14 protein-coding genes are annotated in these 26439 nt (G+C 40.3%); 12 read left to right on the top strand and 2 right to left on the bottom strand.

Annotated elements, in window-relative coordinates:
- Window positions 1–3: 3 nt before the first annotated feature.
- From cheB to ACO6S2_RS16145, 10 genes are all read left to right on the top strand, one after another.
- Window positions 4–1050 carry a chemotaxis-specific protein-glutamate methyltransferase CheB gene (cheB, locus tag ACO6S2_RS16190; RefSeq protein WP_422359605.1) on the top strand — a complete coding sequence of 349 codons (1047 nt, stop codon included), beginning with the start codon at window positions 4–6 and terminating at the stop codon, window positions 1048–1050.
- 7 nt (window positions 1051–1057) lie between these two features.
- The gene (locus tag ACO6S2_RS16185) at window positions 1058–3166 is read left to right on the top strand and encodes a chemotaxis protein CheA (RefSeq protein WP_422359604.1); all 2109 of its coding nucleotides are present in this window, start codon (window positions 1058–1060) and stop codon (window positions 3164–3166) included.
- Between the two features lie 3 nt (window positions 3167–3169).
- Complete coding sequence (locus ACO6S2_RS16180; protein WP_422359603.1) at window positions 3170–3787, top strand: hypothetical protein; 618 nt, start codon at window positions 3170–3172, stop codon at window positions 3785–3787.
- A gap of 12 nt (window positions 3788–3799) precedes the next feature.
- On the top strand, window positions 3800–4654 hold the full coding sequence (locus tag ACO6S2_RS16175; RefSeq protein ID WP_422359602.1) for a CheR family methyltransferase: 855 nt from the start codon (window positions 3800–3802) through the stop codon (window positions 4652–4654).
- Window positions 4626–4988 (top strand): response regulator, encoded by a 363-nt coding sequence (locus ACO6S2_RS16170; protein WP_422359601.1) that lies wholly within the window; start codon window positions 4626–4628, stop codon window positions 4986–4988. The genes ACO6S2_RS16175 and ACO6S2_RS16170 overlap by 29 nt, the downstream gene beginning before the upstream one ends.
- Window positions 4989–5018: 30 nt before the next feature.
- Window positions 5019–5396 carry a response regulator gene (locus tag ACO6S2_RS16165; protein ID WP_422359600.1) on the top strand — a complete coding sequence of 126 codons (378 nt, stop codon included), beginning with the start codon at window positions 5019–5021 and terminating at the stop codon, window positions 5394–5396.
- A 104-nt stretch (window positions 5397–5500) separates the two neighbouring features.
- Window positions 5501–5893, top strand: a complete 393-nt coding sequence (locus ACO6S2_RS16160) for a response regulator (RefSeq protein ID WP_422359599.1) — start codon at window positions 5501–5503, stop codon at window positions 5891–5893.
- A 93-nt stretch (window positions 5894–5986) separates the two neighbouring features.
- Window positions 5987–10654, top strand: a complete 4668-nt coding sequence (locus tag ACO6S2_RS16155; protein ID WP_422359598.1) for a PAS domain-containing protein — start codon at window positions 5987–5989, stop codon at window positions 10652–10654.
- Between the two features lie 132 nt (window positions 10655–10786).
- Window positions 10787–12169 (top strand): PAS domain-containing protein, encoded by a 1383-nt coding sequence (locus tag ACO6S2_RS16150; RefSeq protein ID WP_422359597.1) that lies wholly within the window; start codon window positions 10787–10789, stop codon window positions 12167–12169.
- Between the two features lie 51 nt (window positions 12170–12220).
- Window positions 12221–12790 carry a uracil-DNA glycosylase family protein gene (locus tag ACO6S2_RS16145; RefSeq protein ID WP_422359596.1) on the top strand — a complete coding sequence of 190 codons (570 nt, stop codon included), beginning with the start codon at window positions 12221–12223 and terminating at the stop codon, window positions 12788–12790.
- Window positions 12791–12801: 11 nt separating this feature from the next.
- On the opposite strand, the gene ACO6S2_RS16140 is transcribed toward ACO6S2_RS16145, so the two are convergent.
- On the bottom strand, window positions 12802–21753 hold the full coding sequence (locus ACO6S2_RS16140) for a T9SS type A sorting domain-containing protein (RefSeq protein WP_422359595.1): 8952 nt from the start codon (window positions 21751–21753) through the stop codon (window positions 12802–12804).
- Between the two features lie 966 nt (window positions 21754–22719).
- Here ACO6S2_RS16140 and ACO6S2_RS16135 point away from each other — a divergent pair.
- Together ACO6S2_RS16135 and ACO6S2_RS16130 are read left to right on the top strand one after the other, a co-directional pair.
- Complete coding sequence (locus tag ACO6S2_RS16135; RefSeq protein WP_422359594.1) at window positions 22720–23955, top strand: pyridoxal phosphate-dependent decarboxylase family protein; 1236 nt, start codon at window positions 22720–22722, stop codon at window positions 23953–23955.
- Window positions 23948–24325 (top strand): DUF423 domain-containing protein, encoded by a 378-nt coding sequence (locus ACO6S2_RS16130; RefSeq protein ID WP_422359593.1) that lies wholly within the window; start codon window positions 23948–23950, stop codon window positions 24323–24325. Before ACO6S2_RS16135 ends, ACO6S2_RS16130 begins: the two co-directional genes overlap by 8 nt.
- 49 nt (window positions 24326–24374) lie before the next feature.
- Here ACO6S2_RS16130 and gyrB read toward each other — a convergent pair whose 3' ends face one another.
- Window positions 24375–26345 carry a DNA topoisomerase (ATP-hydrolyzing) subunit B gene (gene gyrB, locus ACO6S2_RS16125; RefSeq protein WP_422359592.1) on the bottom strand — a complete coding sequence of 657 codons (1971 nt, stop codon included), beginning with the start codon at window positions 26343–26345 and terminating at the stop codon, window positions 24375–24377.
- Window positions 26346–26439: the final 94 nt, after the last annotated feature.

Below are 26439 nucleotides of genomic sequence, written 5' to 3'. Positions count from 1 at the left end.
AGCATGCATGAAACTTCCATTAGGGTCTTGATTGCAGATGATTCAGGGTTTATGCAGTTGCTCTTAAAAAACATATTGAGTGTAGACAAAAATATAAAAGTGATAGCCACAGCAGAAAACGGACAGCAAGCTTTAGAGCAAACAGTAACCCAACGACCAGATGTTGTGTTGATGGATATGCTCATGCCTAAATATGATGGACTGTATGGTGTGGAATCCATTATGGAGCAATGCCCCACACCAATAGTGATTTTGAGCTCTGTTGGTAATTCTAATATCAGTCCGGTCGTTGCTGCCTTAAACCTGGGTGCATTTGACTATCTAAACAAGCCAGAAGGAAATGTCGCTAAGCTTCGGACAATTGATTCTGAGATCATAAAAAAAGTGAGATTGGCTGCAAAGGCTGATACAAACAAACTTAGAGTTGCTACTCAGGAGGTAAATCACGCTGAGCATGTCTTTAGTGAAAAGAGGCTTTATGATATCATGGTCATTGGCTCCTCTACGGGAGGGCCTAATGCACTAGAGAGGATTATAAATAAATTTCCGAGAAACCTTCAGGTACCTGTAGTTATTGCACAGCATATGCCATCCAATTTTGTGGAGTCTTTTGCCAGACGTCTTGACTTATTGAGTCCCTACACTGTAAGGGTGGCAAAAAAAGGAATGCGAATAGAGGATGGTAAAATTTATATCGCTCCTGGTAATCAAAACATGATGGTAAGATACAACAAGGCGATAGGTAAGGTGGTCTTTGATGTGGACGAGAGAGTTTACAAAGAATATAACAATCCTTCTATAAATGGTTTGATGATGAGCGCAGCTGAGGTGTATGGAGCGCGTACTCTTGGTACAATTCTTACGGGTATGGGCAAAGACGGAACGGCTGGAATTGAAGCAATACACGCCAGAGGAGGATATACGGTAGCGCAAGATCGCAAAAGCTCAGTTGTGTTTGGAATGCCAAAGCAGGCCATTGCCAGCGGGTGCGTAAAGCGTGTGGTATCCATTGATGAAATGGGTGAATTTTTAACGAATTGTATAGACTAACTGAACCATGGATTTTTCATTAACTCCCCAGGAGGAGGAAGAAATGCTGGAAATGTTCTCTTTTGAAGCGCAAGAAATGCATCAGCATCTCAACGAGTTGTTGACTGCGTTCGAGTCCGATCCAGAAAACGGTGAGAATATTGATGAAATATTCCGCATCGTTCATACACTGAAAGGTAGTGCGATGGGGATGGACTTTGAGGGTATATCTGCATTGACTCATGTCATGGAGGACTTGTTTGAGGAAATAAAAAATGGAAACATTGAAATCAACAAGTCGCTTTTCAATGCACTTTTTAAAGCTTGTGATAAACTGGGGGAATTAATTGGGCAGATCAAAAGTAAGGACAGTGCCAAGGTTAGTTATAAAGGGGTCAGAACCAAGCTGCAGGTAATTTTAAGAAAGGCCAAAGAGAAAACCACAGAAGAAGTAGAGGGTGCGGAAGCGCAAAATCAAGAGGTAGTAGCAACTACTTCATTTGAAAATGAATCTATTCCTGTTTCTGAAGAGGCTTACCATCAGAATCCGGTGATTGAAGAGGCTGAAGGAAATGAACTCCTTTTGGACAAAGAAGGTGCCTCTTCAATGCTGGAAAGATGTACAGGATGGGTCAAAAGCTGGATAATCAAGCTAAAAAGAGATAAAGATGAAAAAGAATCAAAAACCAGTTCTTCAAAAGAGCAAAATCACGAAGGTGAAAAATTTTCGGTTTCGACTTCCATTGAAAACATCGATAATGGAATCCAAGAATCATCCCAAGAAGGCTTAGGTGAAGAAACAGTAGAAACACTTCACAGCGATTTAGAAGGTGAGGATTGTGTCAATGTGGAAGAAACGGATCAAGAAGATCTCCTTAAAAATATTGAAGAAAAAGTAGCCATTACTGATTTGGTTCAAGTGCCCATTAGAAAACTGGATAACCTAATGAACCAGGTGGGTCAACTAATTATTGAAAGAGACCGCTTAATGGCCATCAATTCCGTAAATGGATCGCGCAATACAGAATTTGCGAGCTTACAGCGCATCACCTCAGACCTGCAATATAGCGTCATGGATGTTAGACTCGTTCAGATTGGAAGTCTATTCAATAAGTTTCACCGGATAGCTCGTGATGTAAGTGCGATTGAAAATAAAGATGTGCAATTGAAAGTAAAAGGCACGGAGGTGGAAATAGATCGTAACATCTTGAAGACAATTAGTGAGTCGATGGTACACCTCGTTCGCAATGCGGTTGGCCATGGTGTTGAATCTAGACAAGACCGCCTAAGTTCTGGCAAGTCAGAAATAGCAACAATCACCCTCAGTGCAAGAGCTGAGAAAGACAATGTAGTCATAGAGGTGCAAGATGATGGTCAAGGAATTGATGCTCAGGCTATTCGGAATAAGATAGTAGCCAAAGGGTTGGTACAGCAAGAGTATGCAGACCACTTGACTGATGACGAAGTTATCATGTTCATCTTCGAACCAGGCTTTTCTAATGCCGACGAAATTAGCGAAATCTCTGGAAGAGGAGTAGGCATGGACGTTGTCAAAAATTCTATCGAGTCCATTGGAGGTCACATATATCTTGATACAAAAGTAGGTGTGGGAACGACCATCTCCCTCAATCTACCGTCATCCATGGCGGTGAAAGGTGTGCTCTTGTTTCAAATGCGAGATCAGGAGTTTGCTTTTGCTCTTTCTTATACGGAGGCAGTCATTTCACTTTACAAAAGAAACATTCATCGAGCTGGCATCGGATTGATGTCGAGTTACCTCAAGCACACAATATCTGTAATCTTCTTCAGTGACCTATTTGATATGAGGGACTTCTCAGAAATATACGAAGGTGATTCACTAACCAGAACTTACGACCAGCTAGAAGACGATGAAAAACTAGATGTGATAGTGGTGTCCTATGGCGATAAATATATCGGAGTCGTAGTGGACAAGCTGCTTCAGCAAAAAGAAATTATCGAAAAAACCATTCCTAAGCCATTAGACAACAACAAGCTGCTTAGTGGTACCACCATTTTGGGTAATGGGAATGTTTGTCTGGTGGTAGATGTGGCTGCTGTTGCTGCCATACTGTATAAATCTAAACTGCAAATTCATGAAACTAAAAAAGTATCCTAACTAATGGAAAATCAAAAAACAAAGCTTGAAAATGATGTCCTGGAGGTACTGACTTCTGGGATAGACAAGACCGCCGGATCTCTCGGGGTAATGATAGATCAGGATGTAGAAATTATGGAAATAGAATTGAAGCAAGACCCTTCATTTCTTTTAAACCCCGAAGGTGGATCAAAAGAAAATATGATCCTTCTTCGAACTCAACTGATTGGTGATGTGGCGGGTCTAAACTATTTCTTGATTTCAGAGAAAGAGGCTAAAGCTATTTCTGGAGCAATTTTTTCCAATGAGTTCGAAGGAGAGGTGGCTGACCTTAAGGAATTGATGACCGAGTTTCTCAAGGAGGTAGAGAATGTAATGGCGGCAGCCACTATTTCCGAATTGGCTGATAAATTGGATATGTCAATGTTTGGTGATGTGCCCAGAATACAGTCCTTGTCTCTCAAAGAAATTTCTGAAATAATGAACACAGAATCAAATCAGTTCGGAACTGCTGTTCAGTTGAATTGTCGTTTAAGTGTGCCAGGCTTACAAATTTACCCAGTGTATGTATGGCTTTTTAATAAGTCGTTTCTGGATACTATAGAGGGAAAGAAGTCTGAAGAAACAATTGAAAAAGTATAAGAGCAACCGGCTATGATTTCAGAAGAAGAAGTGAACTCCTTGATGATTGCCATGAAAAAAAGGTATGGGCTGGATTTTACCAACTATGAGCCCAAATCGCTCAACCGTGGAATCACACGCCTTATGACTAAGTACAACATGAATGGCATGATTGACCTTTGGGGAAGAATATTGAATGATGAAGACTTCTTCGTAAATGGAATAGACGACTTGCTGGTCAATCTTACCGAGCTTTTCAGGAATCCCGATGCATGGATAATGATAAGAGACGAAATATTACCTCAATATCGGTACGATAGAGAAATAAAAATATGGCATGCGGGTTGTTCTACGGGTGAGGAGATTTACACCATGGCCATAGTTTTGGCCGAATGCGATTTACTTCGAAAATCCAAACTTCTCGCCACAGATCTAAGTAAGACAGCACTTGAAAAAGCAAGAACGGGCTCATATTCTCATGCTTCCCTAAAAAACTATCTCAAGCCATTTTTAAAAATGTACCCAGATAGAAAACTGGAGGACTATTTCGATTATGCAGAATCAAATGCTACGATTAAACCCCAATTTGCAAGGAATGTAAAGTTTATGAACCACAATCTGGTGGATCGTAAAATGGATCAGAAGTTTGATGTCATTTTCTGCAGAAATGTAATGATCTATTTTGATCAGGAGCTCAAGGCGAGAATATTAAGCTTTCTTAATGAATGTCTCAACGAGGGAGGACATTTGATATTAGGCTATTACGATACCATGCCAAACCAAAGCATTGACATTTTTGATGTCTACAGTAATTCAACTAGGATTTATAAAAAACGAGTTTCACAAACAAACCATACTTATGAGCAAGAGAGTATTAATAGTAGATGATTCCGGCTATACCCGAAAGGTCATTCATCGTGCTTTGGATAAGGCAGGATATGAAATAGTCGGCGAAGCAGAGTCTGGTGAATCCGCCATAGATATGGCATTAGAGATGCAACCAGATGTCATTACCCTTGATAATATTCTTCCTGATATGCTGGGCTTGGATATACTTAGAGTCATTCGGGAAGAAGGATTAAATGCCGTGGTAATTATGATCAGTGCCGTGGGCCAACAGTCAACAGTCACTGATGTAATGGACATGGGTGCCGCAAAATATATTGTAAAACCATTCACCGCTGGTGATGTGGTAGACGCTGTAGAACAATACGCGGTTTAGTAGAATTTTTAAACTTTAATTATACATAAAATGAAAACTGTTTTAGTAGTTGATGATTCTGTTTATATGCGATCGATGATAAAAATCGCTCTCAAAAAAGCAGGGTATGAGATTTTAGGAGAAGCTGGGAGTGGCGAGGATGCCATAGATCTGGCTATTGAGTTAAGGCCAGATTTGATCACATTGGATAACATATTGCCAGATATGCATGGGTTGGATATTTTGAAATCCATTCGCGAAGACGGAGTGGCTTCAAAAGTGATGATGGTGAGTGCCCTTGGTCAAAGTGCCATGGTAGAAGAGGCCAGAAAATCTGGTGTCAATCATTATGTTGTCAAGCCTTTTGATTCAGAACAATTGGTTCTGGTGGCTAATGAAGTCTTCACTCAAAAAGAGGTATTGGCTTAGGTTAAAGTCGATAAAGCAGCAAATCATTGATTGGCCGGTTGATTCGGTTGTTTCAATGGTTATCGGGAGAAATAAGTGAAGGACATATTCAGAACCAATTTCTAATGAGAAAAATATTAATAGTAGATGACTCTATGTACATGCGTGCGTTGATTAAGAAAATCTTAGCCAATGCAGGATACACAATTGTTGGAGAGGCCGCAGATGGTAAGTCAGCTTTAGAACTTACCGCCGACCTTAACCCAGACATTATCACTTTGGACAATGTCTTGCCAGATATGCTGGGCCTCGACGCAATTGTGAAGATAAAAGAGCACTCTTCTGATATCAAAGTATTAATGATTAGCCCAATGGGACAATCAAAAATAGTGGATGAAGCCCTGTCTAACGGAATTGATGACTATTTGCTTAAACCATTTAGCGCGGATCAAATCGTAGAGAAAGTGAAACTGCTTAACGATTTGGATAATAAGCCAAAATCTGTGAAGTATGGATGAGTGAAGAACTAACAATTCTCAATATACTGATAGAATCAATTGTACGACTAATTGAAAAAATAACTAACTTAAAAAGAACTAACCTTTTTAACCATGCCTTCAAAAACTGATAGCGATAATTCTTGGATCCAATGGCTTCCATTTCATGTCTTTCGCATTCAGGCAGATGGTCAAATTATTGCCTACAACTTTAAGGAGAAAATCCCTCCATTTAAAAAACACCCCAATCTCACAGGAAAGTATTTTCAGGAGTTAAATCTTGTTCAGGATTTTGATTCTTTATTAGATAGATGTCAGCAAGAAGGACAACATGTGGTTGCCGAATATGACTATCAGGAAGGCAAATCGAGCTATAGGCTAAGAGCCCGACTACAACCAGAATCCAATGATCAGTTTATTTTGACGCTTGAGGAAATTATGCCTGTTCCTCAATCAAAACCAGCAATCCATAACAGTTCATTCAAAAAATTAACAATCTCTATTTTAGGACCCTACTTTAGAACAGATGAAGCTGGAGTACTCATTGAAATAGGGGAGTCCGTTCCTTTTCAGATGGACTTAACAAAAGAAAAAATTATTGGAAAGCGTCTAGATGAGTTGTTTGCTGAACCTAGAAATATTAGAACCTTTCAGATTGAAGTAAAAGCTGCAAAAGAGTTGGTCTATGCTCAATTCAAAGTCAAAAAAGGAAAGCAATCTCATCATCTACTTCTCGCAGCACAGGCCAATTTCGATCACCTGGGTGCTTACAAGGGAATCACAGGATTAGTGCAACGAATTTCCACGATTTCTTCCTCCACAAAATATGAAGGACATTCAGAAATACCATTGAGTAATCATAAAGAGTCGCTGGTTATTGTTGATATAGAAAAGGGTGCGTTTATAGCTTCCAATCAGCCTGCCCTAGAATTGTTCGTCTGTGATGCCGAACAATTAAAACTCAAACATTTGAGTGAGGTCTTCACAAACTTTGATCTGACCAAGTATCGAAATTTTAGGGCTAATTCAGGAACGGATGTCGATTTTGTATTCAAGCAGAAAATAGATGTAAGTGAGGGTGAACAGTTAGATGTGGTAATCTCTGTAAGACCATTGTTGATCGGAGGTGGGCAGTTTTGTCAGTTTATCATCAAGGACATGACTCCGCAAATTCTTCAAGATAAAATTGAAAAACTTCAACAGAATATTTTGAAAAAGACCATTTCTGGAGAGAGTGATGTAGAGGTATTGAAGTATATATGTTCGAGTTTTGAAGAGATATTTCAAGGGTCGTATTGTACTTATTTAAAGTACGATGCCAAACATGAAGCATTGAACTCTTATGTTTCTTCTGGAATGCCAAAGTACTATACTGATGCCATTAAGGACGTTAAAATTGGTCCCGATGTTGGAGCGTGCGGTAGAGCAGCTTTTATAAAGAAAATGGTATTCATGTCTGATATTTTGAACCATCCCAACTGGAAACCGTGGTTGTCGGTAGTCACACCCACCGGGATGAAAAGTTGCTGGTCAGTTCCAGTGCTTACTGGGAATAGAGAAGTTCTGGGTACCTTTTCGGTATATTATAAAACACAGAAACTTCCCAAAAGGCGGGAGATTCGATTGATTAATCAGCTGGCCTATGTTATTGGGCTGATGGTAGAGAAAGTAAATAATGAGGAAAGAGCGGCGAGCAGTGAATCAAGATATCAAAGCTTGTTAGATGATTCTCCAGTCGGTATAGCCATACATCGAAAGGGAAATGTTCTCTTTATGAACCGGAGTGCAAAAGAGCTGCTGAATTTAAGTGATAGGGACCTGTCAGTAAATGGTTATCAAAATTTGCCTCAGTCTTTCATTGATTGTGTGACCAGCAATAAGGTGCTGAAATCCAGAAAAAAGTCGACATTTCAAGAGTTTGAAATTGAAGATGCGAAAGGGGATCCGCACTATGTAATGATGAAAGCCAATAAGGTTCAATTTGATGATGAGGATGCCATGCAGGTTGTATTTCATGACATTACTCCGAGGAGAACAGCAGAGGATAAATTACGCGATAGTCAAGAGCAGTTTGAGTTGGCCATCAGCGGTTCTAGCGCTGGTATTTGGGATTGGTACGATATTGAAAAGGGGAAGGTCTGGTGGGCACCTAAAATCTACGAACTTCTTGATTACCAGGACACGTCGAAGCAACCTGACTTTGATGAGGTCGGACAATTTATTCATCCTCAGGACAGAAAAGAGACCTTTGATAAATTACATAAATACCTTGACAGCCGAGGGGAGTTTTCGGTTGAGTTTAGGCTACTCAGAGGTAATGGAGATTATGGGTGGTTTTTTTGCAGTGGACAGGCCGTATGGGATAAGGGAGGAAGAGCTACCAGAATGGTGGGTTCCATTGTCAATATTCATGAGCAAAAATCCAGTCAGGAACTATTGAAGTCAAGAGAGCAACTGCTCAATAGAACTGGTAATCTTGGAAAAATAGGAGGGTGGGAACTGGAATTGGAACAAATGAATTTAACCTGGACGGATCAAACCTATTACATCCATGAATTGGATTTGGGCAATACACCCACAGTAGAGGAAGCTATTAATTTTTATCATCCCGGGGATAGAAGCACAATTAGGGAAGCAGTTGAAAATTGTATAAAAGGAGAGAATTTTAGTCTCAAGTTACGGTTGATCACTGCTCGTGGAAACTTGCTTAGAGTCAAGGCGGAAGGTTATCCCGAATTTAAAGGAAAAAAGGTGGTGAAAATTGTAGGAGCGTTCCAAGATATCACTAGTTCGGAATCACAACAGCTGGTGATACAGGAAAGTGAGAGAAAATTGAAAATGGCCAACAAAATTGCTCGAATTGGACATTGGCAGTGGAACTTGAATGATAATAGTGTTTACTGGTCAGATGAGTTGTTTGAAATACTGGGTGTGGACCCTGATCAGAAGCCGAATATGGAATATATAGAAAGGATTATCCATCCAGCTTATCAGGCAAAATATTTTGATTACATGCTGCATTCGTTAAAGAATGAAGAATTGGAAGCCCGAGATATTGCCATTGTTAGGCCTAACGATGGCAAACTCAAGTATATAAGTGTACGGTCAGTCAATAGCTTTGATCAAACCGGACGAATAGAAAAAACTCTAGGGACTGTACAAGATATTACAGATCGGAAAGAGCTTGAAATTTCGCTAAACACGCAAAACAAACATATTAGAATTCAACATGACCTTAGTCAAACTGCGGCTAAGGCTAATAACAACTGGTTTCTTGTTCATTCGTTTTGTCAGGTCTTGGTCAAAGAAATTGGATATGATTGGGTGTGGATTTCGAGCCAGGAGAATTTGGCTTTAGGTCAGGTTTGGCCGGTGGCTCATTGTATTCATGAATCCTATCAGAAAAATGACCAGTTTAATGATTTGTTAAAGTACGAAAAGGACGGTCCCATGTCAGATGTCATTACTGGCAAATACGATTACCTCATTTGTGATTTAACCAAGGAAGGTAATACCTATTCGGAATGGAGGGAAATGGCAAAAAGTTTCAACATTCATACGGCTATTTACTTACCTTATTTCCATGGGGATGAAATTATTGGAACCGTCAATATTTATTCTTGTCTACCCACTGACATTGGGGAAGAGCGAATATCCTTCTTAAGGCAATATGCAGACAAACTTGGTAGTAGCACCTATGCGCTAGAACTGAAGAAAAATAAGGAAGAACTGAATGATTTCAATAAATTATTGGTGGATTCTTTGCATGTGGCTTCGGCCAAGCTAGACAAGCATAGTGGTCAAATCATATTTACAGGAGATACCAAGGCACTTGTTGGATATACCGAAAAGGAACTGGTCAATTTGATGTCTGATATCGAAAAGCATTTTTATGCTAGTGATATTATGAAATTTGAGCAGGAAATGGAGAAGTCTCGAGAGAATAAGGGCTACTTCAATTTCGATTTCAAGTTTAGAAATAAAGAAGGACGATTCGTTTGGATCAACGCTATTGGAAAAACCTATTGGCAGTTTAATGCAATCAGAAAGATTGTCGGAATTTTGATAAATACTGACGAAAAAAAGGCTGCAGAAATGAACCTAATGAAGGCTCAAATCATGGGTGGAGACAAGGAGAGGGAACGGATTGCTCAGCAGTTGCATGATGGACTGAGCCAACTATTGACCGTAGCAAGTATGGGATTGTCCTCCCTTAAAAAGTCCCTTGGACCAATGACGGTTGAGAAAGAGGAACTTCTCGATGAGACTATGGATTTGGTGAATACGGCAATAGTGGACTCGAGAGAGTTGTCGCATGAATTAATGCCTGCTAAGGTGAAACGGGGGCTTGTGCCAGCAATCAATTCTTTAGTTAATAGACTGAAAAAAACGGTAGAGGCTAAAATCACCTTCTTTCATCATAACACGGATAAAAGGTACAGGTCAGACATTGAGACCAACTTCTATTACATCATCAATGAGGCAGTTAACAATATCTTGAAACATGCTCAAGCTACTAAAGTAGAAATACAATTGTTGGAGATAGATGATCTTCTCGTGCTTATGATCGATGATAACGGAGTTGGTTTCGATTTGAATGCAAAAAGTAGTGAGGATGGAATTGGTTTGAGTAATATCAAGAGTAGGGTGCTAAGTATTAATGGTGAGCTGACCATAGAATCAAAAAATGGTACTCAAATTTTGATAGAAATTAGATTAGAACCCGATCACACTAGAGAAGTCGAAGATGTTCCCAATGATCAGCAGAAACTGGTAGTGTAATTGACTTTTGTTGCTGAAAATAAAAATAACCTAGCATAATATAGGTGATCTAACCTATTGAATGATAGACTCTTAATGAGTATATTGATGTAAGAGCTATAAGTAACCTTGATGAATAAAAAATTTAACTCCATGAGTGATTGTATACCCGATTGGTTGGCGGAATCGACAGCTAATTTAGTTGTACTGTTAAATCAGTCAGGTGATTTTGTATACTCCAATAACGCTTTTTTGAATGCCATTCAAATAGGAATGAGTAATATCGTTGGGTTGCAGTTTAATACAATTCTACGTAACTCACTTCAGACTTCATTCGAGGATATTTTCAATTATTGTTCACAAATTGAAAATGGAATGAAGTCTATTGATCTAGAATGTGAACTTCCTGACGGGGATGTCATGCGATCTTCATGGGAGTTTAAAAATGTGAATATAGATGGAGCTGAGCTTGTCGTAGGAATAGGCAGAACGATAGCTGATTACAACGTTAATTCCCCAGATCATCCCGATTTGAATATATCAAGAGCGGTAAGCGGAAATGCACTTGTATCAATTACAGATCCTCGCGGAAGAATCACAATGGTCAATGATAATTTTTGTAGATATACCAGGTTTGAAAGATCAGAGTTGATAGGGCACCGCCATCAAGAAGTGTTCAAGGATCTACATAGTAAAGATTTTTGGAAGGAAATGATAGAGACCCTTCGAAAGGGACAGGCCTGGGTGAATGAGGTCAATCTCAAGTCGAAATATGATGAGAGTTTATGGTTTCATACTTTCATTAATCCGATTTACGACATCAATGGAAATCTAACTCAACTGCTACACATCCAGTTCAATATTACTGCGCATAAAAGACTTGCGGAAGAAAAAATCGATTTGTTTAGAAAGTATAAGAAGATTACTGCCAATTTACCCGGTTTCGTCTACCAATATCTTTTACAGACCGATCACTCTCACTATTTCCCATTTGTAACTGAGGGTGTTGCTGAACTTTATGGCTTGCCAGCAGATATATTAAGAATAGACGCAAGTCCAGCGTTTGGCAAAGTTCATCCAGATGATTCGGAAGAATTTAGAAGATCAATTCGACATTCTGCGGATCATCTCACGCTGTGGAATCACAAATTTAGAGTTTGTCGTTCAGAAAACGATGTGGTGTGGGTACAAGGGATTGCCACCCCGGAGAGATTGGAAAATGGTAATGTGGTTTGGCATGGTTTCAACTATGATATCACAGAAAAGAAATCATCTGAAGAACAATTGCTCAAACATCAAAAACAGTTGGATGAAATAGCCTTTATCCAGGCACATGAGTTTAGAAGACCAGTGGCCAACATGCTTGGTATATTTGACATTTTAGTACTGGAAAGTAAAAAGGAACAGAAGAATGTGAAGCAGATTGAATATTGGCTCGAACTGATGTATGAATCGGTTAAGCAGACTGACGAGATCATAGCTCGCATAGTGAACAAAACTGCGGAGGAAGAAGAACTTATGGAATTGGAGCGTTAATATAGAAGAACTGCTAGATCTTGAGTATATTCATTTTGAATTTGATTAATTATGCAATCTTTGCTTCAAGAGATTCGGAAGTGTGAAATTTGTAAACCTCATTTGGGTCATACTCCTAGACCTGTCCTAAACGCAAGCGAGTCAAGTAAGGTGCTAATAATAGGTCAGGCTCCTGGTGCCAAAGTGCATGAAAGTGGAGTGCCTTGGGATGATAAGAGTGGTGAGAACCTAAGATCATGGCTAGGTATTGATCAGATTAGCTTTTATGACCCAGATAAAATTGGAATTGTTCCCATGGGATTTTGTTATCCCGGTAAAGGGAAGTCAGGAGATTTACCTCCTAGGCCTGAGTGTGCTCCTCAATGGCATGAGTCTTTACTAAATGAGTTAAAAGAGGTTCGGTTGACACTTCTTATTGGACAATACGCACAAAATTACTACTTGGGTAATAGAGTGAAAAAATCACTGACTGAGACCGTTAAGCATTATGAAGACTACCTCCCTGACTATTTTGTCTTGCCGCATCCATCTCCACGCAATAACATTTGGCGTGCAAAAAATGACTGGTTTGATAGGGATGTATTGCCAATGTTAAAAGAACAGATTAGCCTAATTCTATAGACATAGATTCCCTATCTAATACTCAACCTTTTGATTTGTTTGTTGTTTCCCTGTTGAACGGCTACCAAGTAAATACCAGATTGAATCTCGCCTCTAATGTTCAGGTGAATATCAGAAATACCCAAAGAAGGAGTAGTTTCTTCCATATGTACAAGGTTTCCCGAAAGATCGAATAATGAAATTTGAATGATGGAATTTTCATCATGGCTCGCGAACCTTACGTTTACATTATTCGAATGGGCAGGATTAGGAAATACAGATACCTCAATGCTGGATTTGTATCCTTCATTATTGACTGTTACAGGAGCATGGACGTTTCTGGTACCATCATAATCTACCTGAACCAATCTATAGTAGGATAAGCCGTAGTAAGGCTTATCATCTACAAATTGGTAGTCTATAAATTCATTGGTTGTTCCATTTCCGTCTACCATTCCAATAACTTCATAATTCTCACCATTTGAGGATCTTTGAACTTCAAAGTATTCGTTGTTCAACTCAGAAGAAGTTGTCCAGTCGAGCTTAACCTGATTATCTGATAGATCAGCTGTAAATCTTACTAGCTCTACAGGAAGGGCAACCGTAGTAATTCCTCCGAAAGAAAAAGTACTGGATGAAAAATCTGATGCTGTTTGAGAGGTAATGGATCCGTTGGATTCATCTCCAGCAGGAGAACCGCCCAGGTTTACCCATTCATTTGCTGTAGGCCCGTTGTATATGGCTATTCTTACGTCTTCGATAACTTGTACACTCATGCCTGAAATTACACCTAACTCCACAATAGCAGTGTTGCTACCGCTAGGAGTAATCGTCCATGAATTGAGCGTGCTGATTTCAACCATGGCACCATAACCTGCATTGGTGGTAATGTCAATAGTTTGGCCGCTGTTGGAATTAGAGGAGAAATATTCAGCAGTCCAATTTTGACCACCTGTGCCTACATTTTCTATACGGGCGTATCCAAATCTAGCACTATTACCAACCGGAAAGGTAAAGTTTGCGCTGGCTGCAATTGCATTTTTGGTCAATGGGCCCTCTACATAACTTCCTGAACTCCCTCCAGCAATGGAAGCGGTTGATGTCAAGGTCAAGGAGTTGCTTCCATCTGTTTGTATGTTTTGGGAGGTAAGGGTCAATAGACCATCCACTTCCACGTCGTTTCCGCCGTCGATTATACTTAGGTCACCTGATGATTTGTTGACGGAAAGTCGGTTGAATGACTCGGCTCCCGTAAAGTCACCTGAAATGGTTTGATTCCCTGTGCCATCGGCAGTAAATGTTGTAGTGGTGGCGTCTACGCTAAAGGTGCCTGAGGTTTTTGTGATATTCTGAGCGAAATTAACATTACTTGAATTGGCTCCTGATATTGTACTTGTACCTCCAATCGTTAAATCACCTTCAAGGTCAATAGTGCCATTCGTGCCCAACACCAACGTGCCTCCGTTGAGTATTAAATCACCAAGTATAATTAGATCATTGTTACCAAGGTCAAGCGTACCTGCAGTTAAAGTCACATCGCCATTCACAGTAAAGGTGGTGTTCGTTCCTAAATCTAATGTGCCGTTGGTGAGCGTCATATTACCCAGAACTTCTACACTTACATTAAAATCATTATTAAGCGTTGTGCCACCTCGAAGTTCCAAATCATTACATATGGTAATATCTGTATTGGGAAATGATTTTGTGCCTGTGCCATCGATCAAAAGGTTTCTAAGATTAGCTATTTGATCAGGGAGGGTGTAATCGTCGTTGTCATTGAAGGCTAGTGTACCTCCGGTTGAGCAGTTGAAGAAGTCATCATAAATACCTGCCGGCAAATTGCCTCCTCCAGAGATTACTAATGTTCCCGAACCCGACACTCGTCCGAGTCTGGCGTTAGTAGCAGAAGCCGAGACAGTTAAAGTTCCATCAATTACTGTTTTGTAAGCCAATAGGTCAGGACCATCCATGATGATTTCATCTCCGGCCAAAATATCTACTATCGCACCTCTAGGGGCAGAATTAGTGTCCCAAGAACCATCCGTGGTCCAGTTGCCTGACCCTCCAGCTACATTGGAAGTTACGGTCTGCACCTGATTGGGTATAGCCCCATCAACACCGGCTGTATAGTCACCACCAATTCCCGAATCACCTGTGGCGCTGATTACATCAAAAGAAAGTGTATTGCTACCATCTCTGGATTGATAGTTGAATCCGGTTTCAAGTTTGTTCCACGAGTCAGAGGCGTCTGGAAGTAGACGGGCTGTATTATAATCATTCAGTGTAAAGGGAGAGGTTACATAGGCATCCGAACCGAAATAAGTGAAAGTCAAATTACCAATAAAATCAGTCATTCCAGATGAAGTCACCTCCCAATAGTATTGAAGTACATTGTCTTGATCAACAAACTCTGGTGAGTCAACATCCTCTTGTACATTGGGGTGCGGCTCATCGGCAGCTCTAATGGCAATGGTAGCATTGGTTTCGCTGTTTTGCGTTAAGGTAACAACGACCGGGGTGTACTTGTCTCCAGAGCCTATAGGGTAAGTGAAGGCGCTAGCAGCTGTTCCATTGTATACTTTGATGACACCCGCATCGGTAAAACTTCTCCTGGTTTGTACCATTTTTGATGAAGAAAAACCACCACCACTGGCATCAAAGAAAACTGCATCTTCGTTCATTGTCAATTGAAAACCTTGAATGTCTAGTGATCCCGTGTGCAATCTTACTTGTTCTGTGATGATTATATCATTGTTGAGTGTGACATCTGATGAATTTTGAACCTGAATTCTACTGAATGTACCAGCACCAATTACATCCTGCGGAGAAGATCCAGCTAATACAATTCCGCTATTGCTTTTTGTCCCGTTGGTATTTGTATGAATGGCTGTATTTGTAACAGTACCTGAGACGGTAATGTCATTGTTGTTGTCGTCTAAAGTTCCTGAGGTAATGTTTAGATTGTTTTGGATAGTAAGATCACTCGATCCTGCTAGTTGAACTGTGTTGGCACTTGTTTTATCCAAATTGTAAAAGGTTGTTGTACCTGTAATGACTTGAGTTCCTGATCCATTGAAGGTTGTGGTATTGGCATTGGGTGTAAACGTACCATTATTTGTAAAATCTCCGGCGATTGTCAATCCTAACCCAGAAGCATCCATAGTAGTATTGGCCTCAATGGTTAAATCATTGCTTATGGTCAGTGGAGTATTTAACAAGCTCAAAGTAGGATAATCAGATGTGCCAGAAGAATTATCAACAATAATATCATATAGGCCAATGAGACTCTTTATTGATAGGTCTTCGGTTCCTGAAGCTGTAGAGGCATCGCCGAACTGAATGGATGTGCCTGTACCCACGGTGTAGGTGTCAGGATCTAGATACAATGATGCAACAGAGGCGTTTGACAAGTGATTTGAAATAGTAATAGTCCCACCGGAAAAATTAAAAACACTTCCTGTTCCGTAAACCGCAAACATTGGTTTGATCGTACTTGGGGAACCTCCTGTATTGTTACCAATGACTGCAGTACCTCCAGCTTGGTTGTAGCTTAGTATGCCTCCGGAGGTATAAATCGACTCTCTAATTTGTGATCCTACCAGCAGTTGTGCTGTTCCACTTAGGTTTATACTTGCTGAGCCTGAACTAGAGTATTGGATGTAATTGTTGTTGCCTCCATCCATATCTAGTATACCTGTTCCGTCTAATATAATGGCTCCGTCTAAGGTAATGCCCAAGTCATCTCCCAGGACTGTGATAGTTCCAGCACTAATTTGCAGGGTTGCGGAAGACGGAATATTGAAGTCTGTGTCATTCGTTTCATTTGTCAATACGATATCATTAGTATCTCCGATGTTGGTGTCATTAATGATTAATACTCCATTTTGAAGTTCGATGGGCTGAATAGTAGCTGTAGGAGTGCTTAGTGTAAAATCATCATTGAATGTGAATGAATAGGTCTGATCACTACCCTTGTTTTGAACGATTCTGTAGAGGTCAGGGGTCGAGGTGGAAGTCCGAGCATAGTTGTTATCAGTTTCTCCTTGAAGTTCTAATATCACTCTTGGCCTTGCATTGTCCGCATTATACAGATCAAAACTATGGCCATTTCCAGCGCCGTGTATAATGTTACCCTTAAGAATCAAGGTATGCTCTAGGTCAACTGCCGCATCTGCAACAATCAAATCACGATCCTGTGGATTCGTAAATGGATCTTCGGTAAAATCGATATCTCCGTTCACTGTCACTGTCACTGCAGAACCACTATTAGGAAATTGAAAAGTTCCGCCTACCCAGGTGCCAATTCTTAAGTCTTCGCCGATGGTCATATCCTGCGCAGGAATAATTGTTCCATTTCCTTGTACCACCACGTTGGCGTTGGTAGTAATGTTTTGATCTATGGTATAAGTTGCAGATTCCACCATCAGGTTGGGTATGGGAGTAGGAATGTTGTTGAGCGTGGAAGTTCCTCCAAAGTACAGATAGTAAGCATCTGTATTTTCTCCAAAATCGCCGAAGTCACCATTGGCGGTAATAGCTAGGGTCGCATTGAAGGAGATCATCCCCGTTCCTGATACTAACCCCAAATTATAAGTACCTGCAGCCAAAAACTGTAACCTTGGTAAATCTTCAGAGGCCGCATCAGGATAGGTAGTGTAGTCGTGATCGAAAATCACTGCGCCTAAGTTATTGATGCCACCATATGTATTTACGCGGTGAGAATCTCCTGCGCCATCAGATTGAATAACAACAATACTACCTGCAGTAGGCACTTCTTGCGTTCCGGATCCATCTTGCACATTTCTTGACCAAGTGGAAGCTGTGTTAAAATTTCCGTCTTGTCGTGAATAATAGATGTTGGGAGCGCCAGCGAATCTAGCTACACGCCCGGCAGTATAATTAGCTTCCTCCAGAGTGAAACCACCTCCTCCGTCATTATCAAAAGTGATTGTATTTGACCCCGTATTTAAATTACCCTGAATTTCACTTGAACGTGTAAAAGGTGATGAACTCAGTACTTTTCCGGGAACATAATTGGCTTCATCAGAGGCGTCATCATCTGAAGTAGCGTAGGTAAAGGAATATTGAACGGTAGGGGCTACTGTGAAGTCACTCGGTTCTACATTCCAATAATAGGATAGCGCATTTCCACCACCAGAAGCAGTTGTTGTTAGTACTTCGTCAGCAATTGAAATAGTTACATAGCCATCATCTGCAGTTGGAAAGTTGCTGAAAGTAGCAGAGACCGGTGTGTACCGAACGGTTGCGTTTGCATCGGTTCCTATTGGGAAAACTAGTGTTTCGTTCGCATCGACATACATTTTTAGACCGCCATCTGATGCGCTACCAGACAGTTGAATAAATCTGTTGTTGGATTGGCCAGAAATGCTGGCGCTTGCTCCTTCAAATGTCAATTGATTCGCATTTATATCAAGAATTTGATTTTGACTAAAAGTCAACGTGCCAGTAACAGCCTGATCTGCAGTCATGTCAACATTGTTGGATGCGTCATTCAAATTAATGTTTCCAAAGATGCCATTTCCGTCCCCGTTCACGGTATAATCTGCCGAGCCACCACTAAACTCTAATGCACCAGTTCCAGTACTTTGAAGCGTTCCTGAGTTAGTCAAGGTGTTTTGAACAATGATATCTTGATTGCCATTGTCAAAGGATGCTCCAGGTTGAACCACAAAAGAATTGCTAACGGTAAGGTCTCCACTGTTAATTGTTTTGAGCCCGGTTCCCGAGGCTACAACATCATAGAAATCTCCGTATGTTCCGCCCAAAGAAATGGTTTGGCTAGCATCTCCTGAGAATGTGGTCGTATTGTTGCCACCTTGTGTGTAAGTGGCTCCTGCTGGTATATTAAAATTTCTACCTACAGTCAAGTTATTGCCATTCATTCGCACTTCAGTGCCACTGGATAAGATTAAGTCATTGCTGACCACGATGTCAGATTCGAAATCCACGAATTCATCAAAATCTTCCGTAATTGTCAGGTTATAAAAATTAGGGGTAAACGATATTTCAAAGCCTTCGCCCAATAGCTGATCAGTATCAATGTCAATTTCTATGGTTCCTCCTGTAACACTATAGTTTCCTTCCGGTACGTTGATGTTTATACCATTAATAAATCCTGCAGTCGTCCTCTCATTGATATCCTTGAATATGATACTACCACCGGACATCACGAATACCGCATTGTTTGATTCATAGTCGAAAATTCCCAAATCTGTGTCCCAAGTGTTTCCTCCTTGAGTAGTACCCGTAAAGGTTAATACGCCTCCTGTTTGCTTGTAAACAATATTGGCATTGGTTCCTCCAATATTTCTGAGCTGAGGTACGTCCATAGAACCTCCTTCAATGATCAATTCTGGAGACCCAAATTGAGAATAAAAAGTACCTGGTCCATTTCGAGTTTCATAGGTTCCATCTGTCAATCTGAATTGTCCGATAATATTGAGCGATTGCTGTCGCCCTGTAGGACCTTGAACACCCGATATATCTCCAGCAGTCAGATCTGTGTCAATCGCAATGATATCCAGTTCGTCATCACACGTTCCCCAAACAAGTACGTTGGGTCCATTTATCCATAAGGCTCCTTCAGCTGGGATAAGCCAAGAACCATTTCCTCCTCCGCCTATATTTGTATTACCTTCAGACATAGAAGGAATGAAGGTTTCTCCTGTTAGTTCGAGTGTACCATTCTTGATATATATAGGTTTTCCTAAATAGTTGCTGGCCTGTCCAGGAAGGTTTCCGATTTCATTTCTACCAAAAACTCTAAAATGACCAACTGCAGTAGGGTTTACTGTCAGTACATACGTCTGATCAGTTCCCTTGTCGAGCATGAAGTCATAGAAGTTGGTCGTATTATTACAAGTCAAGGTATTGTCTGTTTGGCCAGTAAAGCGAACTGTAACAGCATCTCCATTTGTAGGAAAAGTGTCGAAGGCGTAACCAGTCAAATTAGAAAAATTGACCACTCCATTATTCGTAAAATTTCCATATAAATTTAGTCGATGGAAAGTGTCGTGATAGTTAGCCGAGCTTGTTGGTACACCAATGTTCCCAGTTCCAACCGATATTTCACCCGTTGCTGCCACCGTCAAATCTCCATATACATCGATGACCAATCTGGTAGTGCTGGCGTCATTAATCTGGAAATCACCCTGAGTGATTGTAAGATTGTTGTTAATGGCAATATCGCTGGTTACGATGAGGTGTTGCGCATTAGAGTTAAAGTTCAAGACTAAATTATAGAATGATGTTAAGCCTGATGCTGAAGTCAAAGAGACGTCACCAGCCCCATAGTACTCAACAGTGCCAGCTCCAGCTCCAGCACCTGTAAATACACTGGCATCAGTGATGGTGGGAAGTATATCGTCACTTAATCTTATAACACCAGATCCTTCGAGATTAGAAATTGTACCATGTCCGGTACTGCTGCCAAAATCCAAGGTGCCATCTACGACCAATTGAGTAAGAGTTCCTGAAATATCCCCATTGCCTACTGTCACTGTTTTTCCAGACAAAATCGTAACAATATCTGTAGCCGCAGTAGGAGAGGTGTCTGGTGTAAGTCCATCAGGGTTGTTATAGATGGCTCCAGCCGGGTCTAATGTCCATGTATTGGTGTCAGACCAGTCTCCAGAGTTGATGACATACCATTTTTTGGCCGTTGAAGGAACTCCAAGTGTGAAATATGCACTTGCCATTTCTGCATTAGTAAGGGTAAATCGAATTCTATTGCCATTGAAAACGGGCGATGTGACCATTCCAGCCTGAAAGAAGTCTCCTGTTGTTCCAAAACGAGCCAATAGGCTAAAGTCTGTCGCGGTGAGTCCGCTGACATCGGTATAAAGCCCTGACTCGACGATATCAAATTCTATAATAGCTCCAGAGGTTCCAGTTTTCTCTAAATACCATATACGATTATATCGCTCGGTATCTAAGATTCCGGTTAGGTCGGCAGATGTTGTGCTAAGGTTACTGTTATCGTGTCCTACATAAATGTGATCATTATTAGCCAATGGGGCAGCGCCATTTTCTGAAAGATATACTGTTCCACCTTCGCCGGTTGTGGCATCATGAGATTCCGTATTCAGCTGACCAATTCCAACTAGATTATACCTGTAATTTGAAGTTGCTCCAGAATAGTGATCATTGGCTCCAATTGAAATTCCAAATTTTTCTGAGTAGTAGTTCTCCACAACTCTGTTTTCGCCATCATTTAGCACCACATCATAATAAATGATTTCACCAAGGTAACCGTTGAAGTAATTTGAGCTAGAGGCGTCGCTTCCTATTTTTATCTGAACGGCGTTGTGATCGCCTATGGTTGTAGGGATAGAAGTATTGTTTGTATAAACCACACCATCTAGCGTCAGTGAAATTTCGGCGGGTCCAGCAGCTCCATTATATGTACAGCTTACGATATGGCTTTGACCAGCACTAATTGAGGATGCCGGACTTGATACCGTATAGGTTGAAGATCCATTGTTAATCCCGAAGGTCATGCTTCCATTGGCCGCAATATAGACGAAGAGGCCGTTGCTGCCATCGCCTTGTTGGTATATATATTGCAAACTTCCAACTGTCGAAGGTTTGATGACCATCATCATGGTTCTTGCATTAATGGTTGTGGCTGGACTGATGTTATTGGAAGGATCAGACAGGTCTAGGAATTCGTTGCTAGCCGCAGTAAATAGTACACCTGGTTCAGTATTTGTACCAATACTGGCTGCAGCATCAAATATCGGATTGGTTGCTGTGCTGTTGTTTGTGGCGTCGTTGCTGTTAGCCTGATCAGTCCAGGTGGTTATGTTATTAGTTCCATCATAGGTCAGGCCTTTATCAGAGCGAAGCCAGAAAACAATATTACTTGCCGGCGAATTGACCCCACCAGGACCAGTTTGGGCAATTGCGCTGCATGCATAACAAATTAGTAGAATCAATGCTATACCTACCTTTCTCCTTTTCATACTCCTTTTTCCTTTTCAAGTAATTCAATACACAAAACAAGATTATTCTTGATTCGGGTACATCCGTAATCTTCTCTAAATACAAAAAACAGATATTCTCCTAACACTCTAGGAGGATTTCCTATGAAAGCCTAAGATTTTTCGACGAATGATTTTTTAATTGTATTATTCTAATATTTGTTGATGTATTTCAAATGTATTATTGTATTATTAGAACTGTGTAGTGACGATGTTATTTGAATCTGAAAGTCAAATGAGTGTTTTGTTGATCACTAATAAGTGCAAAAAAAAACGAGGAAAACCAAAACCTCGTTTTTTTTATTATGAGAAAAATTACTGATTGAATTTCGTTTAACCCAATCATGTAATGGCCGCTGACTGATCTCAAATGTTAGCAAAAGAAAAGCCAGCAAATTGGATGTTAAATGTTAGACTTCTTAATCTATAAGACTGCAACGCTCATAAGCTTGCTTGATATCAAGTCGGATACATCGTACATGTATCAACAAATTGAGAATTTAACCTTTAACACACCCAAAACAGCCTTTAATAAAGAACCCCCTATGCTTTTTATTGCCCCTTATTTCAGCATAAACATGCCTTTTTGAGTAAACTTGAACTTTCCCCCATTTAATATCATGACTTTCAAAAAAGGCAAAATTTTATTGTTGAAATGAGGTAGATTACCATTCATTTCGACATTAAATACCGAGAAAAATAAGTGTCTTTTTTGCGACAATTTCAAGTTAATTTTTCAAACAAAATTTTATTTTGTAAATACATAGTATGACAACTTTTTGATTTGTTGTAAAAGGATAATTTTCGTCATTTCAACGAAGAGTAGAATATAATTCTTCTATTCGGGGTATAAACAAAGGATTTTTCTAATTTTAGCGTATTTATTCCGATGGATATTTTGGAGATCTTCGAGATGCTTAGTTTTGCTAAGAATAAAAATGGTAACCTATGTATTGGGAAAAGTATAGTAGACAAAAGATAAGGGATGTGGTTTTTGAGGGTATTGGAAAGAATCTTAATTATCGGGATTCTCCACCCATAGGATTGCCTGCTTCTTATTTAGACCCAAAGGTGTTTTATTCAGATGCTCCCTTTTTAAGTGAGGCCCCATTCATGAGTACAATGGTAGCAAACCCAAATCATATAGGTTGTCATACCATGGGGGATTCTGAACCGGTGTTTAGCGGTACGCAAGCTATAGAAAGAGAGCTAATCGAAATTTGTGCGACTCAAATTTTTGGAGCCAAACCAGATACTGTAGATGGTTATGTGGCTTCTGGAGGAACAGAAGCTAACATTCAGGCTTTTTGGGTATTGAGAAACTATTTTATCCAGGACTTAGGAGCGAGTCATGAGGAGATCGCTATGGTTTATTCTTCGGATGCTCATTACTCCATGCCAAAAGGTGTTAACCTTCTTAATATAAAATCTATTCGCGCTCAAGTGGATGAAAAGTCACGTTTGATAGATCTGGTTAAGCTTGAAGACTCTTTAAATAAAGCGAAGGAATCGGGAATCAAGTATTTTATTCTGGTTATGAACATGTCTACTACCATGTTTGGTTCTGTAGATGATATGGATGCTGCGATAAATTTATTTCAGTCCATGGATCTGAATTTTAAGATACATGTGGATGGAGCTTATGGAGGGTTTATATATCCGTTTTCTGCGAAAGATGAATTGTATTCTTTTCAAAATGAACATGTGTTCTCGTTTTCCTTAGACGCCCATAAGATGCTGTTGTCGCCATATGGTACGGGGATCGTCCTTATTAAAAAAGGCTATATTGAATATGCTATGACGGAGGAGGCCAATTATGTTAAGGGTAAGGACTATACCTTAATTGGTAGTCGATCAGGTGCCAATGCTGTAGCTATATGGATGATTCTGAGAGCATATGGTTCTGAAGGGTGGACGTCTAAAATTGCAGAACTATTGGACCGCACCGACTGGCTTTGTGAGCAACTCTCAAAACGAAACATTGCGTATTTCAGACATCCAAAAATGAATATTGTAACCATGAAACCTGACCTCATAGATCGCGAATTGGCAGAAAAATACTTCTTAGTTCCAGATGATCACGACGCTCCAGCTTGGTGGAAGATAGTGGTGATGGATCACGTTACTGAAGGAGTACTGGATCACTTTTTACAGGACTTGGATAAATCTCTGGAGAATGCATAAAAAATCTATTTTGATTGGAGCGATTTTAGGAATGTTGTCAGTAGTCATTGGAGCCTTTGGTGCTCATGGCCTGAAAGACACTCTGGTGTCAAATGGACGGCTAGATGTATTTGAAACAGCTGTCAAGTACCAGATGTATCATGCACTTGCCCTGTTGTTTACAGGTATTCTGGCGGATAAGCTAAAAGGCAGCTGGGTACCAAGGGTAGTTATTTGTTTTTTGACAGGAGTCATCATCTTTAGTGGCTCGCTTTATTTGTTGAGTATTACCAATATAGGTTTTTTGGGTGCAATTACGCCAATAGGAGGTATACTCCTTATAGCCGGTTGGGTATTTGTAATTCTTGGTGTTGTTAAGTCAAACGCATAAAAAAAGCTCAAAGGAATTCCTTTGAGCTTTTTTGAAAGGTTGACCTTTATCAAACATCCACCTTTGCATATTTTGCATTCTTTTCAATGAATTCACGTCTAGGAGCTACTTCATCTCCCATAAGTACGGAGAATAAATGATCTGCTTCAGCAGCAGATTCTATAGTCACTTGCTTCAAACTTCTGCCATCAGGATTCATGGTGGTAGTCCAGAGCTGCTCTGGGTTCATCTCTCCAAGACCCTTGTATCTTTGAAGTCCAACAGACTCTTCCTTGCCTTCTCCTGCCATTTCTTTAGTTACTCTTTCTCTGTCGTCCTCAGACCAAGCGTAACGTTCTTGCTTTCCTTTTTTCAATAGATAAAGGGGAGGAAGTGCAATGTATAAATAGCCATTGTCAATCAAATCCCTCATGTATCTAAAGAAGAAAGTTAATATCAAAGTTCTAATATGGCTACCGTCGATATCAGCATCCGTCATAATGATGATTTTGTGATATCTCAATTTTTCCATATTCAAAGCCTTAGGATCTTCTTCAGTTCCGAATTTTACCCCAAGTGCTGTGATCATGTTCTTAATCTCTTCGTTTTCGTAGATTCTGTGCTCTTGTGCTTTTTCTACGTTGAGGATTTTACCTCTTAACGGAAGAATGGCTTGAAATTTTCTGTCACGACCTTGTTTGGCCGATCCACCTGCAGAATCGCCCTCTACCAGGTAAAGTTCGCATTCTGCTGCATCTCTAGAAGAACAATCGGCCAATTTACCCGGTAAGCCAGTTCCTGACATCACGTTCTTACGCTGAACCATCTCACGTGCCTTTCGAGCTGCTTGACGGGCTTGTGCAGCTAATATTACTTTTTGAACTATCGCGCGAGCTTCCTTTGGATTCTCTTCCAGATAGTTGTTAAGGATTTCACTTACACTGGTGTCCACGGCACCCATGGCTTCAGAGTTACCGAGTTTGGTCTTAGTTTGTCCCTCAAACTGTGGTTCGGCAACTTTCACAGAAATAATCGCCGTTAGACCCTCTCTAAAATCATCTCCTACAATTTCTACTTTTGCTTTGTCGAGCAAACCAGACTTGTCCGCGTAAGATTTCAATGTTCGAGTCAGAGCTCGTCTAAACCCAGCTACGTGCGTTCCACCTTCTATGGTGTTAATATTGTTTACGTACGAAACTACATTTTCTGTGTATGATGTGTTGTAAGTCAGAGCCACTTGAACTGGAATGTCTCCTTTCTCACCCTCCATGTATACCGGAGTAGGGATTAGTTTCTCTCTTGATCCGTCCAGGTAGTTTACAAACTCAACCAATCCACCTTCTGAATAAAATTCTTCACCAATGAAGTTTCCTTCTTCATCTTTTTCTCTTTTGTCTGTAAGCTGGATTCTAATACCAGCATTCAGGTAAGAGAGCTCTCTTAATCTAGATGCTACCGTTTCATATTTATATTCACTTACAGTGAAGATCTCGGTATCAGGAAGGAAGTGAACAAATGTACCAGTGATATCGGTTTTGCCCGTTTCTTTTACTGAGTATTTAGGAATACCTTTTGAGTATTCTTGCTTGAAAATTTTACCACCTCTATGAACGGTGACTTCCAGCATTGAAGAAAGTGCATTCACACAGGACACACCTACACCATGAAGACCCCCAGAAACTTTGTAGGTATCCTTGTCGAATTTACCACCAGCATGGAGTACTGTCATTACTACCTCTAATGCCGAGCGTTTTTCCTTTTCGTGCATGTCGGTAGGAATACCCCTTCCATTATCAGAAACAGAGATGGAGTTGTCTTCGTTGATTGTTACTGTTATGGTATCACAGTGTCCTGCAAGAGCCTCATCAATTGAGTTGTCGACCACTTCCCATACCATGTGGTGAAGTCCTTTGAATCCAACGTCACCAATATACATGGCTGGTCGTTTTCTAACCGCTTCTAATCCTTCTAATACGGTAATATTACTGGCTGAGTAGTCTCCTTTTTGTGCTCCGCTGGCTTGCTTCTTTTCTTCGCTCATTTCACGTATTTATTAATCTTTGTTCAGGTACAGAATTTTGTTAAAAAGGCTGCCGAATGGTAACCAAGACAATATCCCAAAACGGGACTTGATT

This window comes from Reichenbachiella sp., from assembly GCF_965233835.1.
Classification (GTDB): domain Bacteria; phylum Bacteroidota; class Bacteroidia; order Cytophagales; family Cyclobacteriaceae; genus Reichenbachiella.
Note: the sequence above shows the minus strand (reverse complement) of the source record. Positions and strands in the feature narration are given on the sequence as shown.

Coding starts and splice junctions, on each gene's coding strand:
- cheB (WP_422359605.1), top strand. CDS start 4: ATGCATGAAACTTCCATTAGGGTCTTGATTGCAGATGATTCAGGGTTT.
- ACO6S2_RS16185 (WP_422359604.1), top strand. CDS start 1,058: ATGGATTTTTCATTAACTCCCCAGGAGGAGGAAGAAATGCTGGAAATG.
- ACO6S2_RS16180 (WP_422359603.1), top strand. CDS start 3,170: ATGGAAAATCAAAAAACAAAGCTTGAAAATGATGTCCTGGAGGTACTG.
- ACO6S2_RS16175 (WP_422359602.1), top strand. CDS start 3,800: ATGATTTCAGAAGAAGAAGTGAACTCCTTGATGATTGCCATGAAAAAA.
- ACO6S2_RS16170 (WP_422359601.1), top strand. CDS start 4,626: ATGAGCAAGAGAGTATTAATAGTAGATGATTCCGGCTATACCCGAAAG.
- ACO6S2_RS16165 (WP_422359600.1), top strand. CDS start 5,019: ATGAAAACTGTTTTAGTAGTTGATGATTCTGTTTATATGCGATCGATG.
- ACO6S2_RS16160 (WP_422359599.1), top strand. CDS start 5,501: ATGAGAAAAATATTAATAGTAGATGACTCTATGTACATGCGTGCGTTG.
- ACO6S2_RS16155 (WP_422359598.1), top strand. CDS start 5,987: ATGCCTTCAAAAACTGATAGCGATAATTCTTGGATCCAATGGCTTCCA.
- ACO6S2_RS16150 (WP_422359597.1), top strand. CDS start 10,787: ATGAGTGATTGTATACCCGATTGGTTGGCGGAATCGACAGCTAATTTA.
- ACO6S2_RS16145 (WP_422359596.1), top strand. CDS start 12,221: ATGCAATCTTTGCTTCAAGAGATTCGGAAGTGTGAAATTTGTAAACCT.
- ACO6S2_RS16140 (WP_422359595.1), bottom strand. CDS start 21,753: ATGAAAAGGAGAAAGGTAGGTATAGCATTGATTCTACTAATTTGTTAT.
- ACO6S2_RS16135 (WP_422359594.1), top strand. CDS start 22,720: ATGTATTGGGAAAAGTATAGTAGACAAAAGATAAGGGATGTGGTTTTT.
- ACO6S2_RS16130 (WP_422359593.1), top strand. CDS start 23,948: ATGCATAAAAAATCTATTTTGATTGGAGCGATTTTAGGAATGTTGTCA.
- gyrB (WP_422359592.1), bottom strand. CDS start 26,345: ATGAGCGAAGAAAAGAAGCAAGCCAGCGGAGCACAAAAAGGAGACTAC.